This is a genomic window from Thioalkalivibrio sp. ALE30, assembly GCF_000377465.1.
In the GTDB taxonomy this organism is placed as follows: Bacteria; Pseudomonadota; Gammaproteobacteria; order Ectothiorhodospirales; family Ectothiorhodospiraceae; genus Thioalkalivibrio.
Genome location: NZ_KB898174.1, coordinates 110,472 through 125,435 on the forward strand (window position 1 = coordinate 110,472; position 14,964 = coordinate 125,435).

The following is a 14,964-nucleotide window of genomic DNA, read 5'->3' on the forward strand; positions in this document are numbered from 1 at the left end:
GCGGCACACAGGCGGGTGCCTGCAAGGCAGCAATATACCGCGCCCGGCTCGGCGCGCAAGCACTTTCGACGGGATCTGCTCGAACCGCGTCAGTGGCTCAGGAAACCGCCGGCAATCAGGTACTGGCGCAGTGCGGCCTGACCCTCGGTGACACGGGCGCGCGGGCCGCGCAGGCCCAGTTCGACCTGCGGGGCGTTGCGGTCCATGCGCGGCAGGCAGGAGATGCGCAGATCGGGGAAGGCCGCCTCCATCGCCTCGAGGATGGGGACCAGGCGGCTTTCGGTGACGTTCTCCAGGCGCAGGGTTTCTTCGACGGCGCCGGCGGCGGCGTCGCGGTCGGGGAAGCGCTGCTCCAGGACCCAACGCGCCATCGGCTCGGCCATCACCGGGAAGCCGGGCACACAGTGGTGGCGTTCGCAGCTGAACCCGGGGATGCCGTTGACCGGGTTCGGGATCAGGCTCGCGCCCTCCGGGAGCTCGGCCATGCGCACGCGGTGCGGCCAGGCCTCGGCCCCGAAGCGCTCCTCAAGGATGGCCATGAAGTCCGGATGCGGCACCTGCGGTCGCCCCAGCGCCTCGGCCAGGCAGGCGCGGGTGCGATCATCCGGGGTTGCTCCGATACCGCCGAAGCTGAACACCTCGGCTCCGCTTGCCAGGGTTTCGCGGAACGTCTGCGCCAACAGGCGGGCGTTGTCACCCACGATCCGAATCCACGATAGCTCCAGGCCCTTCTCGGCGAGCGCCTCGGTCAGGTGCGCCTGGTGCCGGTCCCGGCGCTTGCCGCTGAGGAGTTCGTCGCCAATGATCACGGCGCCGATCTCGATCTCGCCCGGCTCCCGTTCAGCCATCACGGGTCCGTCCATCGCCCCGGCCTTCGCCACGTTACTGTTTGGCGCCCAGCGCGAGCGCGCGCTCGCGGGCCGCGGCACGCGCCTCGGGGGCGTTGTCCGGATCGTTGAGCCACGGCGCCAGATGCTGGTGCAGCAGCCCGGCCAGGAAGTCGAGGTGATCCGCGCGGTCGTTCAGGGCCGGAATGTAGTGGAAGCGTTCGCCACCGGCCTCCTGGAAGATCTCGCGATTCTCGTCGCCGATCTCCTCGATCGTCTCCAGGCAGTCGGCGGAGAAGCCGGGGCAGATCACGTCCACCGAGCGCACGCCCTGCCCTGGCAAGGCCTCCATGGTCTTGTCGGTGTAGGGCTGCAGCCACTCCTCGCGCCCGAAGCGCGACTGGAAGGTGACCTGCCACTGGTCGTCATTCAGCCCCAGCGCCTGCGCCAGCTTGTGCCCGGTGGCATGGCACAGGCAGTGGTAGGGGTCGCCCTGCAGCAGGTAGCGCTTGGGGATGCCGTGGAAGGACATCACCAGGCGGTCGGCCTGGCCGTGTTCCTGCCAGTGCTCGCGCACACTGCTGGCCAGGGCCTCGATGTAGCCGGGATGGGCGTCGTAGGCGGCGATGAACTGCAGGTCCGGCACCCAGCGCCAGCCCTTGAGCACATCGGCGACGGCATCGAAGGTGGAGCCGTTGGTGCTGGCCGAGTACTGCGGGTACAGCGGCAGCACGACCACGCGGCGCACACCTTGGCGGCGCAGCTCGTCCAGCCCCGCGGCGATCGACGGGTTGCCATAGCGCATACCCAGCGCAACCGGGATCGCCTCCCCTGTCTGTTCGGCGAGCCGGCGGCGCACGCCCTCGGCCTGGCGCTTCGAGATCGCCAACAGTGGCGAACCTTCGTCGGTCCAGACGGTGGCGTACTTGGCGGCCGAGCGCTTCGGACGGATGTTGAGGATGACGCCGTTAAGGATCAGCCACCAGATCGGGCGCGGGACCTCGACCACGCGCGGATCCCAGAGAAACTCCTTCAGGTAGCGGCGCAGGGCGGGCGCGGTGGGTTCGTCCGGCGTGCCGAGGTTGGTCAGCAATACGCCGACGTCGCGCGCCTGGCCGTGACGATAATCCGCTTCTCCGAAGTACTTCATGGTGCTCCTTGCCGACATGAGGGGACGCTGACTCCCTGTCGGAGTGGCGCAGCGCCATTTGGTTCAGCGGTCAAGGATAGCGCGCCGGCGACCCGGGGGCAGCCAGCGCCGGTTCAGCCCAGACGGCCGCGCAGGGGGCTGGTGCGCGGGAAGTGCGCCTGCAGGAATTCCATCTGGTCGGCCAGCACGCGCTTGCCCTTGAGGAAGATGTATTCCGCATGGGTCGGCGTGAACGGGATGGCCAGCAGCTGCATCCCGGCCTCTTCCGGCGTGAACCCGGCCTTGTGGTTGTTGCAGCGCTTGCAGGCGGTGACCACGTTGGTCCACGTGTCCTCGCCGTTCTGGCTGATGGGGGTCACATGGTCGCGCGACAGGTCGCGTTCGTAGAAATGCTGGCCGCAGTACAGACAAAGATGGGCATCGCGGCGGAACAGGGTGGTGTTGTTGAGCGGAGGGATGTAGTTGTTGAAACGGGACTGGCGGGTGCCATGGGTCGCGATGATCGAGTTGACCTCGACCCGCGACTGGAGCCCGGTGCGGGCGTTGATGCCGCCGCGCATGCGATAAAGCGGGCTGCCACAGGTGTAGGCCACCTGCTCGGTGTAGTAGAGGCGCACGGCCTGCTCCAGGCCGATCCACTCCAGCGGCATGCCCGCGGCGTCCGTGCGCAGGACCTGATGCTCGTTCGGCAACATGACCCGTCCCGTCTCAAGGAAACACGGATTTGCTCACGCGGGGTCGAGTGAACAAATCCATGCCCCCTTTGGGAGACGCTGATTGAATCGCACGCCCGCGTCTCCCTCAGCGCAACACTGACCGGAAAAACAATAAACAGCCTTCGAGAACAAAGCAATTACAACGCCATGACCCGAGGTGTCGTACGCTCCGCGGCCCGGAACAAGACCCTGCAAGCGCAGGACACGGTTTAAGCACGGGGGCGATTCCGCTACACTCGCGGGTCGTTTTTTGTGCGGCATGCCCGCTTCAGGCGTGCCGCATCCGATTTCACCACCCGCGAGCGCGGCTGATCGTCCCAGGGGAGTACCGGGACGTTTGGCCCGGGGAGAGAGCGCATGGCAATCAAATTATCCGTTCCCAAGGAGTCCGCCAGCGGCGAACGTCGCGTGGCCCTGGATCCGACGGTGGCGGCCAAGTTCAGCGATCTGGGCGTCACCGTGCAGCTGGAGAAGGGTGCCGGCTCCAATGCCCATTTCCCGGACACGGCCTACGAGAAGGCCACCGTGGTCGATACCGAGACGGCCTACGGCCAGTCGGACCTGATGGTCCGCGTGGCCCCACCGACGGTGGAAGAGGTCAACCAGCTGCCGGAGGGCTCCACCGTCGTCAGCCTGTTCCATGCCCACCGCAATCCAGACGTGGTCAAGGCGATGCAGGAGCGCAAGATCCTGAGCTTCGCGATGGAGCTGATCCCGCGCATCTCGCGCGCCCAGAGCATGGACGTGCTGTCGTCGCAGGCGGCCGTGGTCGGCTACAAGGGCGCGATCATGGGCTCGGATCTGTCCTGCCGCTTCTTCCCGATGCTGACCACCGCGGCCGGCACCATCCGCCCGGCCAAAGTCATCGTGATCGGCGCCGGCGTTGCCGGGCTGCAGGCGATCGCCACGGCCAAGCGCCTGGGCGCGATGGTCGAGGCCTATGACGTGCGCTCCGCCACCAAGGAGCAGGTCGAGTCGCTGGGTGCGAAGTTCCTCGATCTGGGCGTCTCCGCCGAGGGTGAAGGCGGCTACGCCCGCGAACTGACCGCGGAAGAGAAGAAACAACAGCAGGATGCCCTGGGCGAGTTCATCTCCAAGGCCGACGTGCTGATCACCACCGCCGCGATCCCGGGCCGCGACGCGCCGAAACTGGTCCCGAAGGACATGGTCGAGGGCATGAAGCCGGGCGCGGTCATCATCGACCTGGCGGCCGAGGGCGGTGGCAACTGCGAGCTGTCCAAGCCGGGCAAGACCAGCAAGCACAAGGGCGTGACCATTCATGCCCCGCTGAACGTGCCCTCGCAGGTGCCGCTGCATGCCTCCGAGATGTACGCCAAGAACCTGCTCAATTTCCTCACGCCGATGATCGCCGAGGGCGGCGAGTTCCAGCCGGACTGGGATGACGAGGTCATCGCCAAGAGCGTGCTGACCCGCGACGGCGAGATCGTGCACGAGGCCACCCGCGAGGCCCTGAAGGGAGCGAACTCATGATCATCGAAGGCTTTATCGCGCTGTACATCTTCATGCTCGCGGCCTTCACCGGCTACGAGATCATCTCCAAGGTGCCGGTCATCCTGCACACCCCGCTGATGTCCGGTTCCAACTTCGTCCACGGCATCGTGCTGGTCGGGACCATGGTCGCGCTGGGCCATGCCACGACCCCGCTGGAACAGGCCATCGGCTTTGTCGCCGTGATCCTGGCCGCGGGCAACGCCGTGGGTGGCTACGTCGTCACCGAACGCATGCTGGAGATGTTCAAGACCAGCAAGAAGGACGACAAGAAGGGAGATAACGCATGAGCATGATCATCAACCTCGCCTATTTTGCGGCGGCGGTACTGTTCATCGTCGGCCTCAAGCAGATGTCCTCGCCGACCACCGCGCGGCCGGGCATCATCTGGGCCGGCGTGGGCATGGTGATCGCCACGCTCGTGACCTTCGTGCATCCGGAGATCTCCGGCGGCGTGAACTACACCCTGATCATCCTGGGTATCGCCATCGGCGGCGCGCTGGCCTGGTGGAGCGGCAAGAAGGTCGCGATGACCGACATGCCGCAGATGATCGCGCTGTACAACGGCATGGGCGGCGGCGCCGCGGCCGGCATCGGCGCGATCTACCTGCTGCAGGCGACCCCGGAAACCGTCAGCAACACCGGCCTGGCGATCGCCGTGACCGGCTCGCTGATCGGCTCGGTGGCCTTCTCCGGCTCACTGGTGGCCTACGCCAAGCTGCAGGGCCTGATGAAGAAGACCTTCACCTTCGCTGGCCAGCAGGTCGTAAACATCGCGATCTTTGCCATCACCGTGATCCTCGGCTTCCTGATGGCCACCGGCGGCGGCGAGATCGGTTCGGCGACGCTGCTGCTGTTCTTCGTCCTGGCGCTGGCCTTCGGCATCCTGATGACGCTGCCGATCGGCGGCGCCGACATGCCGGTGGTCATCTCGCTGTACAACGCCCTGACCGGCCTGGCGGTCGGCCTGAAGGGCATCGTGCTCGACAACCCGGCGCTGATGATCGCCGGTATCGTGGTCGGCGCGGCCGGTACGCTGCTCACGCAGCTGATGGCCAAGGCGATGAACCGCCCGATCAAGAACATCCTGTTCAGCCAGTTCGGCGGCTCCGCCGGCGGCGCCGAGGAAGAGATCGAAGGCACGATGAAGGAGATCCAGGCCAACGATGCCGGGATCATGATGGCCTACGCCGAGAAGGTCATCATCGTGCCGGGCTACGGCATGGCCGTCGCGCAGGCGCAGCACAAGATCTGGGAATTCACCCAGCTGCTGCAGAAGCGCGGCGTGGACGTGAAGTTCGCGATCCACCCGGTCGCGGGCCGCATGCCCGGGCACATGAACGTGCTGCTGGCCGAGGCCGGCGTGCCCTACGACATCATCTTCGACCTCGACGAGATCAACGAGGAGTTCAAGACCGCGGATGTCGCGATGGTGATCGGCGCGAACGACGTCGTGAACCCGGTGGCCCGGACCAACCCGGAATCGCCGATCTACGGCATGCCGATCCTGAACGCCGACCAGGCCCACAACGTCATCTGCGTGAAGCGCGGCAAGGGTTCCGGTTTCTCGGGCATCGAGAACCACCTGTTCTACGCCGACAACAACCAGATGCTCTACGGCGACGGCCAGAAGGTGGCCGCCGAGCTCGTGGCATCGGTCAAGGCCCTCGGCTAGTAGCCCGCCCCAAATGCGAGATCCGGATACGGGTCCCGCCACCGAAACCCGGCCAACCGCCTCGCGGTGCCGGGTTTTTTGTTGGCTCGGGAAACACTGCTCAATGTACACACTGGCGCTCGAGTCGCTTTTGCGTGCGCATGAATCACTGTTTCCTCAAGACCCGATGAACCCCCGGGACGGCGTCACAATTGTACACACCCTGTACAGACTACCCACAAGCGATGAAACCAACGGCCGCTTAGCACACAGAGCGCGCACTCCGTTTCACATAAAGATCGTAACTCTCTGTTTCTTCGATTCTTTTGACTTCTGGTCGATTTTTGGCCAATCCAAGACGCCCCCAGCAGTAACAAGCATTTAGAGCCCTTCCCCCCGTTTCACCCACAGAGTTATCCACAGCTTTTGTGGATAACAACCCGACCCGCCCTGAGACAACTGACTCCCCCTTCCCGGGCCCCGACGCAGTAAACTGGGCCCATGCCCGTCGCGCCCCGAATCGCCCGCATCGCGCTGGATCGCCCCCTGGATCGGCTGTTTGACTACCGCATCCCCGAAGACCTGTCGCTCACGCCCGGACAGCGGGTTCGCGTGCCCTTCGGCCGAGGCTCCACGGTCGGCCTGGTGGTCGAGCTGGCGACCACCAGCGACGTGCCGCCCGCACGCCTGCGGGCGGTGAACGAGGCCCCGGAGAGCGAACCGCTCCTCTCGCCCCGCCTGCTGGAGCTCCTGCGATTCGGGGCCCGCTACTACCATCACCCGCTGGGCGAGGCCCTGCTGGGGGCACTTCCACCGGCCCTGCGCCACGGCGACCCGTTGCCGGCCCTAACCCCCGAAACCCTGTGGCGGATCACCCCCGAGGGCACCCGCGCCCTGGCCGACGGCCTCGCGCGCGGTCGGCGCCAGCAGGCGGTCCTCCGCGCCCTGGAGCCGGGACACGCGGCCACGGCCCTGGATCGCGCCACCCTGGCCGCCGCGACCGGCCTGCAGCTGGCCCCGCGAGAACTGCGCGACTATGAGGCGCGTGGCTGGCTGGAGACGATCACGCCCGACCCGACACAGCCGCCACCGCCGACCACCAGCGACCACGATCTGACCCCCGACCAGCGCGCGGCCGTGGAGGCCCTGACGCCCGGGACCGGCGCACCGCTGCTGCTGGAGGGCGTGACCGGAAGCGGCAAGACCGAGGTCTACCTGCAGATGGCCGAACGCGTGCTGGCAGGCGGGCGCGCCGTGCTGTTCCTCATCCCCGAGATCGCCCTGACCCCGCAACTGAGCGCGCGCATCCAGCAGCGGTTTCCCGGGCAGGTCGCCCTGCTCCACTCCGGCCTGGCCGAGGGCGAACGCCTGCGCGCCTGGGAGGCCGCCCGCCAGGGCCAGCGCCGCATCGTCGTCGGCACCCGCTCGGCCCTCTTCACCCCGCTGCCCGACCTCGGCCTGATCATCGTCGACGAGGAACACGACAGCGCCTTCAAGCAGCAGGACGGGTTCCGCTACAACGCCCGCGACCTGGCGATCAAGCGCGGCCAGCTGGAGCAGGCCGCGGTGGTTCTGGGTTCCGCCACCCCAACCCTCGAGAGCCTGCACGCGGCCACCACGGGCCGCTACGCCCACGCCCGGCTGACCACACGCCCGGACGGGACCCGGCCACCCGCCGTCGAGACCGTGGACACGCGCGTACACCTCACGGACGAGGGCCTGACCGCCCCGCTGCTCGACGCCATGCAGCAGACCCTTGCGGCCGGCCACCAGTGTTTTCTGCTGCTCAACCGCCGCGGCTTCGCCCGCGTACTGGCCTGCGACGCCTGCGGCTGGGTGGCCGAGTGCCCGGATTGCGATGCCCGACTGACCATTCACGCGCACAACCCGCGCGCTGTCTGTCACCTCTGCGGCCACCACGAACCCCGCCCCCAGCGCTGCCCGGAATGCGGCGAGCCGCTGGCGCAGCGCGGCCTCGGCACCCAGCGGCTGGAACAGGCCCTGGCGCGGCACTTCCCGACCACCCCCCTGATCCGCCTGGACCGCGACAGCATCCGTCACAAGGGCGCGCTGGAGGCGGCACTGGACCGTATCCGCCAGCTGGATGCCGCGATCGTGGTCGGCACCCAGATGCTGGCGAAGGGCCACGACTTCCCCCAGGTCGGACTGGTCGGTGTGATCGACGTGGACCAGGGCCTGTTCAGCGTCGACCTGCGCGCAACGGAAAACACCCTCCAGCTCATCGTGCAGGCTGCCGGCCGCGCCGGGCGTGGTTCCGGCGGCGGACGCGTGCTGCTCCAGACCGGGCATCCCGACCACCCCCTGATTCGCGGCCTGGATGCCGCCGACTACCCGGCAATGGTCGCGCCCCTGCTGGAGGAACGCGCCGCCGCCGAGATGCCGCCCCACGGCCACCTGGCCCTGGTCCGGGTCGAGGCCGGCGATGCCGAGACCACCCGCCGCCATGCCGAGCGTGTCGCCACCCACCTGCGCAGCGCCGCGACCGAGGGCCTGCGGGTACTGGGCCCGGCCCCCGCGCCGCGTCATCGCGTCAACCGCCGCTTCCGCGAACAGATCCTGCTGCAGTCCACGCGCCGCAACCCCCTGCACGAGGGCCTCGCACAGGCGCGCCACGCCTGGCAGGCCGACGACCTGCCGCGCGGCACCCGCATCGCCATCGACATCGACCCCGTCTCGCTCGCCTGACCCGTTCCCGCGGCAGGCGCCGGGGCGGCACGTGCGCCGCTTCCGGGTTAGAATGCGGCCCTTTTTACACGACGGATCGAGCCCCTCTTGAAAGACACCCTCACCGAGGCCCTCGCGGCCGCCCTGGAGACCCTGGTGGCCGATGGCCGTGTACCCGCCGATCACGGTGTCGAGGTGCAGGTCACGCGCGCCCGCGACCGCGAGCACGGCGACTTTGCCAGCAACCTCGCGATGCAGCTCGCGCGCCCGGCGAAGAGCAAACCGCGTGACCTCGCCGAGGCGCTCAGCGCCGCAATGCCCGAGGTACCCGGTCTCGCCGCCACCGAGATCGCCGGCCCCGGCTTCATCAACTTCCGCCTGGCCGCGGATGCCCGCACGCTTGTGCTGGGCCGCATCGCCACCCAGGGCGCCGACTTTGGCCGCTCCAGCGTGGGCGGCGGTCGCCCGGTGCAGGTGGAGTTCGTCTCCGCCAACCCCACCGGCCCGCTGCATGTCGGCCACGGCCGCGGCGCGGCGTTCGGCGCCACCGTCGCCGACCTGCTGGATTTCTGCGGCTTCGATGTCACCCGCGAGTACTACGTAAACGACGCCGGGCGGCAGATGAACATCCTCGCCGCCAGCGTCTGGCTGCGCTATCTGGAACAGCACGGCGTGCAGGTCCCGTTCCCGGCCAACGGCTATCAGGGTGACTACATCTACCCGGTCGCCCAGGCCCTGACCGCACAGATCGGCGAACAGGCCGTGCACGCGACCGAGGCCGTCACCCGCGACCTCCCGCCGGACGAGCCGGCCGGTGGCGACAAGGAGATCTACATCGACGCGGTGATCGCCCGCGCCCGCGAGCTGCTGGGCCCGGAGCTGTACCGCACGGTGTTCGACTGCGGCCTGAACGCCATCCTCGAAGACATCCGCGACGACCTGCGCGAGTTCGGGGTCGAGTACCAGTGCTGGTTCTCCGAGCGCAGCCTGGCCGACTCCGGCGCGATCGATGCCGCGGTGCAGGATCTCGAGGCGCACGGCGCGCTGTACGAGAAGGACGGGGCCCTGTGGTTCCGCTCCACCGACTACGGCGACGACAAGGACCGCGTGGTGCGCCGCGAGAACGGCGACTACACCTACTTCGCCTCCGACATCGCCTACCACCGCGAGAAGTTCCAGCGCGGCTTCGAGCGCGTGATCAACATCTGGGGCGCCGACCACCACGGCTACGTCCCGCGCGTGCGCGCCGCCCTGCAGGCCCTGGGCCTGGAGGCCGACCGCCTGGACGTGCTGCTGGTGCAGTTCGCGATCCTCTACCGCGGGGGCGAACGCCTGCCGATGTCCACCCGCGCCGGGCAGTTCGTCACCCTGCGCGAACTGCGCGACGAGGTCGGGTCGGATGCCGCGCGCTTCTTCTATGTACAGCGGCGCTGCGACCAGCACCTGGACTTCGACCTGGACCTGGCCAAGTCGCAGTCCAACGACAACCCGATGTACTACATCCAGTACGCCCACGCGCGCATCGCCAGCGTGCTGCGCACTGCGGCCGAGCGCGGCCATGCCGCCAGCGCGCTGGACGACACCGGGCTGTCCGAGCGCCTGACCGAGCCGCAGGAAGACGACCTGCTGGATCGCCTGGACCGCTTCCCCGAGGTGATCGCGGCGGCCGCCGAGGCCTGCGAACCGCACCAGATCGCCCAATACCTGCGCGAGCTGGCAGCCGGCTTTCACGCCTACTACAACGCGGTGCCATTCCTGAACGCGGAGGATGCCGCCGTGATCGGCGCACGCCTGGCCCTGCTGACCGGGGCCAAGCAGGTGCTGCACAATGGCCTGCGCCTGCTGGGCGTTACCGCCCCGGAACGGATGTAGACCATGGCCCAGGCCCGCAAGACCCGTCGCAAGTCCACCCCGCGCAAGGCCGCGCGACCGATCCCCGGCTGGGTGTGGATGCTGATCGGCCTGCTGATCGGGCTGGGCATTGCCGCCGTGCTGTACCTGCAGGGGGCCGACCGCTCGCCGGACCTGGGCGCGCTGTTCGGCGACCCGGGGACCGAGACCGCCGCTCCGGCCCCGACCCCGGCGCCCGTGGAGCGCGACACCGTACCGTCGGACGACGAACCGCGGTTTCGCTACTACGAGCTGCTGCCCGAGGACGAGATCCGCGTACCGGAATCCGAGCGCGACACCTCTGCCCCGACCCTGCCGCCCGCCGCTTCCCCCAGCGAGGGGGAGCCGGTGGTCCTGCAGACCGGTTCGTTCCGCCGCTTCGCCCAGGCCGACGAGATGAAGGCGCGCCTGACCCTGCTGGGCCTCGACCCGCAGGTGCACGAGGTCGAGATCCAGGGCGAGACCTGGTACCGCGTGTACCTCGGCCCGTTCAGTGACGAGGACCGCGTGCGCCAGGCGCTGGAGCGCCTGCGCACCGAGAACATCGAGGCCCTGCGTCTGCGCTACCAGGGCTGACCGTGGAACCGGCCCCCGCACCGGATCTCGACGCCCTCGCCGCCCGTATCGAGGCGCTGCCCGCCGGCCCCGAACGCAAGGACCTCACGGACCTGCTGCGCCGGGCCCGCCAGCGCCAGAAGCGCGGCCAGCCCTGCGATCGCTTGGCTCACACCCTGGCCGACCGCCTGGACCGCGCCGAAGGAAGCTTTGAAGAGCGCGCCCGCCTGCGCCCGCAGCCCGTTTACGCCGGCGACCTGCCGATCCACGCCGAGCGCGAGCGGATTGTCACCGCGATCCGCGAACACCCGGTGCTGGTGCTGTGCGGCGAGACCGGATCCGGCAAGACCACCCAGCTGCCCAAGCTGTGCCTGGAGGCCGGGCGCGGCGAGACCGGGCTGATCGGCCACACCCAGCCACGTCGGATCGCCGCGCGCTCGGTCGCCAGCCGCATCGCCGAGGAACTGGGCACCACGCTGGGGGGTGAGAAGACCTCCACCGTCGGCTTCAAGGTGCGCTTTTCCGACCAGACCGGGCCGAACAACTGGGTCAAGCTGATGACCGACGGCATGCTGCTTGCCGAGCTGGCGCATGACCCGGAGCTGCGCGCCTACGACACCCTGATCGTCGACGAGGCGCACGAGCGCAGCCTGAACATCGACTTCCTGATGGGCGTGCTCAAGCGCCTATCGAAGAAACGCCCGGAGCTGCGCATCATCATCACCTCCGCGACGCTGGACCCGGAGCGGCTGTCGGCGTTCTTCGACCACGCCCCGATCCTGACCGTGGCTGGCCGCACCTACCCGGTGGAGCTGCGCTACCGCCCGATCGAGCCGGAAGACGCGGCCGACGAGGACGAAGACGCCGGTCGCGGCGAGCGCGACCTGTTCGACGGCATCCGCGAGGCGGTGGCCGAATGCGAGCGCGCCGGCCCCGGCGACATCCTGGTATTCCTGCCCGGCGAGCGCGAGATCCGCGACGCCCACAAGGCCCTGCGCGGCCAGGTACGTCCGGACACCGAGGTCCTGGCGCTGTACGCGCGCCTGTCCGCGCGCGAGCAGTCGCGGGTATTCCAGTCGCACGCCGGCCGGCGCATCGTGCTCGCCACCAACGTCGCCGAGACCGCGCTGACCGTGCCCGGCATCCGATTCGTGATCGACTCGGGTCTGGCCCGCGTCTCGCGCTACTCCTGGCGCTCACGGGTCCAGCGCCTGAGCCTGGAGCCGATCTCGCAGGCCGCCTGCGACCAGCGCGCCGGGCGCTGCGGGCGGCTGGGTCCCGGTATCTGCATCCGGCTGTTCGCGGAGGACGACTACAACCTGCGCCCGCCATTCACCGACCCGGAGATCCAGCGCTCCAACCTCGCCTCGGTGATCCTGCAGATGGCCGCGCTGAAGCTGGGCCAGCCGCGCCAGTTCCCGTTCGTGGACCCACCCGACCCGCGCCTGGTCAAGGACGGCTACCGCCTGCTGGAGGAACTGGGTGCGGTGGATGCCCGCGGCCGCATCACCCCGCGCGGCCGCCAGTTGGCGCGCATGCCCATCGACCCGCGGCACGGCGCGATGCTGCTGGCCGGGGCCGATCATGGCTGCGTGACCGAGACCGCGACCATCGCCGCCTTCCTGTCACTGCAGGACCCGCGCGAACGCCCGGCCGAGGCCACCCAGGCCGCGGACCAGGCCCATCGCGAGTTTCAGGTCGAGGGCTCCGACTTCATGGGTATGCTTCGGCTGTGGGAGGCCTGGCACACGGCGCGCGAGGACCTCGGCTCGAATGCGCTCAAACGCTGGTGCCGCGAGCACTTCCTGAATTTCCTGCGCATGCGCGAGTGGCAGGAACTGCGCGTGCAGCTGCTGCGCCAGGCCCGCGAGATGGACCTGAAGCCGAACCACCAGCCCGCCGACGCCGAGCCCGTGCACCGCGCACTGCTGACCGGGCTGGTCAGCCAGATCGGGCAGAAGACCGAGCGCGGCGACTACCTCGGCGCGCGCAACCGCCGCTTCCAGATCCACCCCGGCTCGGTCCTGGCAAAGAAGAAACCCGCCTGGGTGATGAGCGCGGAGATCGCCGAGACCACCCGTGTCTACGCCCGCGACAATGCCCGTATCGAGCCCGACTGGATCCTGGCCGCGGCGGCGCATCTGCTCAAGCACCATATCTTCGAGCCGCACTTCCAGCGTCGCAGCGGACGCGTCGGGGCCTTCGACCGCATCACCCTGTACGGCCTGGTCGTCGCCCCGAAAAAGCCGGTGGACTTCGCAAGACACGACCCGGCCGAGGCGCGGCGTATCCTGATCCGCGAGGGCCTGGTCGGCGGCGAGCTGCGCACCCGCTCGAAGGGGGTACAGGCCAACCGCGAGGCCGTGGCCGAGATCGCCGAGCAGGAGGCGCGCGGGCGCCGGCGCGACCTGCTGGTGGAGGAGGATCGCCTGTTCGACTTCTATGACGCCCGCCTGCCGGAAGACATCACCGACGGCACAAGCTTCGAGACCTGGGCGCGCAAGGCCGAGAAGCGGGACCCCGACGCCCTGCGGATCGACCGTGCGGAACTGCTGAACGAGCCGGACACCGCGCTCCCGCAAGGGGCCTACCCCGACCATCTGGAGGTCGAGGGCCTGCGCCTGCCGCTGGCCTACCGCTTCGAGCCCGGTCAGCCAGACGACGGCGTGACCGTGACCATCCCGATCGCCGCGCTGAACGCGGTACCCGACTGGCTGGGCGACTGGCTGGTGCCGGGGCTTTTGGAAGAGCGCGTGACCGCCCTGTTGAAGAGCCTGCCCAAGGGCCTGCGCCGCCAGTTCGTGCCCGCGCCGGACTTCGCGCAGGCCGCGCTCGCGCGCATCGAGCACCGCCAGGGCCCGCTGATCCCGGCGCTGGCCGAGGCCCTGCGCGCGATGACCGGCACCGAGATCCCGCTGGATGCCTGGCGCCCGGAGAACCTCGAGCCACACCTGGTGATGCGCTTTCGCATCCTCGACCCGGAAGGCCACGAGCAGGCCAGCGGCCGCGACCTGGCCGCGCTGAAGCGCCGGCTGGGCGACAGCGCCGAGGCCCACTTCGACGCCAGCCGCCCGGACGAGATCACCCGCGAGGGGATCACCGAATGGGACTTCGGCGCGCTGCCGGAGAGCGTCGAATTCGACCACCAGGGGGCGCAGCTGCGCGCCTTCCCGATCCTGGTCGATCGCGGCGACGCGGTCTCGCTGGAGCTGGAACCGGACCCGGCGCGGGCCGCGCGCGCCCACCGAGCGGGGCTGCGCCGGCTGTTCCTGCTGGGCGTGCGCAAGACCGCCCGCGACCTGCGCCGCCAGCTCCCGGAGATCGAGCGCGCCTGCCTGAACTACTCGACGCTCGGCAGCTGCGAGGCCCTGCGCGACCAAATCCTGGAGGCCGCGGCCGACCGGGTGTTCCTGGCCGAGCCGTGGCCGCGCGATGCCGAGAACTTTCAAGAGCGCCTGGAGGCCAGCCTGCCCGAGTTCTCGCCCACGGTGATGGAACTCTCGCGCCTGGCCGCCGAGATCCTGCGCCACTGGCACGACCTGCGCACCCGGCTGCAGGGGGATCTGCCGCTGTCCTGGATCGAGGCCGCGCGCGACATCCGCGGGCAGCTCGAGGCCCTGGTCCCGGCCGACTTCCTGCTGCGCACCCCGCACGCCGTGCTGCCCGAGCTGCCGCGCTACCTGCAGGCGATCGACAAGCGCCTGGAACGCCTGACCCAGGCCCCGGACAAGGACCGCGCGCGACGCGTCGCGGTCGAGCCGCTGTGGCAACAGGCACAGGAGCTGATCGCGCGGGCGCCGGATCACCCGGACGTGCTCGCCTTTCGCTACCGCATCGAGGAATTTCGCGTCTCGCAGTTCGCCCAGGAACTGGGCACCCGCGAGAAGGTGTCGCCGAAGCGGCTGGAACGCGAATACGCGGACGTGATCCAACGACTGGCAAGCGGTACATGAGCGTTCTTGATAGGGGAAGCGAAGG

10 protein-coding genes are annotated in these 14,964 nt (G+C 69.1%); 7 read left to right on the plus strand and 3 right to left on the minus strand.

Annotation, left to right across the window (positions count from 1 at the left end):
* Window positions 1-89: 89 nt before the first annotated feature.
* The 3 genes from D107_RS0110785 to D107_RS0110795 form a co-directional block, all read right to left on the minus strand.
* Window positions 90-848: a molybdopterin-binding protein gene (locus D107_RS0110785; RefSeq protein WP_018881446.1), complete on the minus strand. Its 759-nt coding sequence runs from the start codon at window positions 846-848 to the stop codon at window positions 90-92.
* Window positions 849-882: 34 nt separating this feature from the next.
* The gene (hemH, locus tag D107_RS0110790; RefSeq protein ID WP_018881447.1) at window positions 883-1,977 is read right to left on the minus strand and encodes a ferrochelatase; all 1,095 of its coding nucleotides are present in this window, start codon (window positions 1,975-1,977) and stop codon (window positions 883-885) included.
* 113 nt (window positions 1,978-2,090) lie between these two features.
* Complete coding sequence (locus D107_RS0110795) at window positions 2,091-2,672, minus strand: HNH endonuclease (RefSeq protein WP_018876543.1); 582 nt, start codon at window positions 2,670-2,672, stop codon at window positions 2,091-2,093.
* A gap of 378 nt (window positions 2,673-3,050) precedes the next feature.
* Between D107_RS0110795 and D107_RS0110800 the strand changes: the two genes are divergently transcribed.
* From D107_RS0110800 to hrpA, 7 genes are all read left to right on the plus strand, one after another.
* Entirely contained in the window at window positions 3,051-4,184 is a 1,134-nt protein-coding gene (locus tag D107_RS0110800) for an NAD(P) transhydrogenase subunit alpha (protein WP_038035344.1), read from the plus strand.
* Complete coding sequence (locus D107_RS0110805) at window positions 4,181-4,492, plus strand: NAD(P) transhydrogenase subunit alpha (RefSeq protein WP_017942675.1); 312 nt, start codon at window positions 4,181-4,183, stop codon at window positions 4,490-4,492. The genes D107_RS0110800 and D107_RS0110805 overlap by 4 nt, the downstream gene beginning before the upstream one ends.
* Window positions 4,489-5,877: an NAD(P)(+) transhydrogenase (Re/Si-specific) subunit beta gene (locus tag D107_RS0110810; protein ID WP_018865546.1), complete on the plus strand. Its 1,389-nt coding sequence runs from the start codon at window positions 4,489-4,491 to the stop codon at window positions 5,875-5,877. Before D107_RS0110805 ends, D107_RS0110810 begins: the two co-directional genes overlap by 4 nt.
* A 480-nt stretch (window positions 5,878-6,357) precedes the next feature.
* Window positions 6,358-8,562, plus strand: coding sequence for a primosomal protein N' (locus D107_RS0110815; RefSeq protein WP_018881449.1), 2,205 nt, complete (start codon window positions 6,358-6,360; stop codon window positions 8,560-8,562).
* Between the two features lie 87 nt (window positions 8,563-8,649).
* Complete coding sequence (gene argS / locus D107_RS0110820; RefSeq protein ID WP_018881450.1) at window positions 8,650-10,413, plus strand: arginine--tRNA ligase; 1,764 nt, start codon at window positions 8,650-8,652, stop codon at window positions 10,411-10,413.
* Between the two features lie 3 nt (window positions 10,414-10,416).
* On the plus strand, window positions 10,417-11,007 hold the full coding sequence (locus tag D107_RS0110825; RefSeq protein WP_018881451.1) for an SPOR domain-containing protein: 591 nt from the start codon (window positions 10,417-10,419) through the stop codon (window positions 11,005-11,007).
* Between the two features lie 2 nt (window positions 11,008-11,009).
* Window positions 11,010-14,939, plus strand: a complete 3,930-nt coding sequence (hrpA, locus tag D107_RS0110830) for an ATP-dependent RNA helicase HrpA (RefSeq protein WP_018881452.1) — start codon at window positions 11,010-11,012, stop codon at window positions 14,937-14,939.
* The last annotated feature ends 25 nt before the right edge of the window (window positions 14,940-14,964 follow it).

Excerpts from the sequence above, each read along its gene's own strand:
- D107_RS0110785 (WP_018881446.1), bottom strand. The coding sequence starts at position 848 with ATGGCTGAACGGGAGCCGGGCGAGATCGAGATCGGCGCCGTGATCATT.
- hemH (WP_018881447.1), bottom strand. The coding sequence starts at position 1,977 with ATGAAGTACTTCGGAGAAGCGGATTATCGTCACGGCCAGGCGCGCGAC.
- D107_RS0110795 (WP_018876543.1), bottom strand. The coding sequence starts at position 2,672 with ATGTTGCCGAACGAGCATCAGGTCCTGCGCACGGACGCCGCGGGCATG.
- D107_RS0110800 (WP_038035344.1), top strand. The coding sequence starts at position 3,051 with ATGGCAATCAAATTATCCGTTCCCAAGGAGTCCGCCAGCGGCGAACGT.
- D107_RS0110805 (WP_017942675.1), top strand. The coding sequence starts at position 4,181 with ATGATCATCGAAGGCTTTATCGCGCTGTACATCTTCATGCTCGCGGCC.
- D107_RS0110810 (WP_018865546.1), top strand. The coding sequence starts at position 4,489 with ATGAGCATGATCATCAACCTCGCCTATTTTGCGGCGGCGGTACTGTTC.
- D107_RS0110815 (WP_018881449.1), top strand. The coding sequence starts at position 6,358 with ATGCCCGTCGCGCCCCGAATCGCCCGCATCGCGCTGGATCGCCCCCTG.
- D107_RS0110825 (WP_018881451.1), top strand. The coding sequence starts at position 10,417 with ATGGCCCAGGCCCGCAAGACCCGTCGCAAGTCCACCCCGCGCAAGGCC.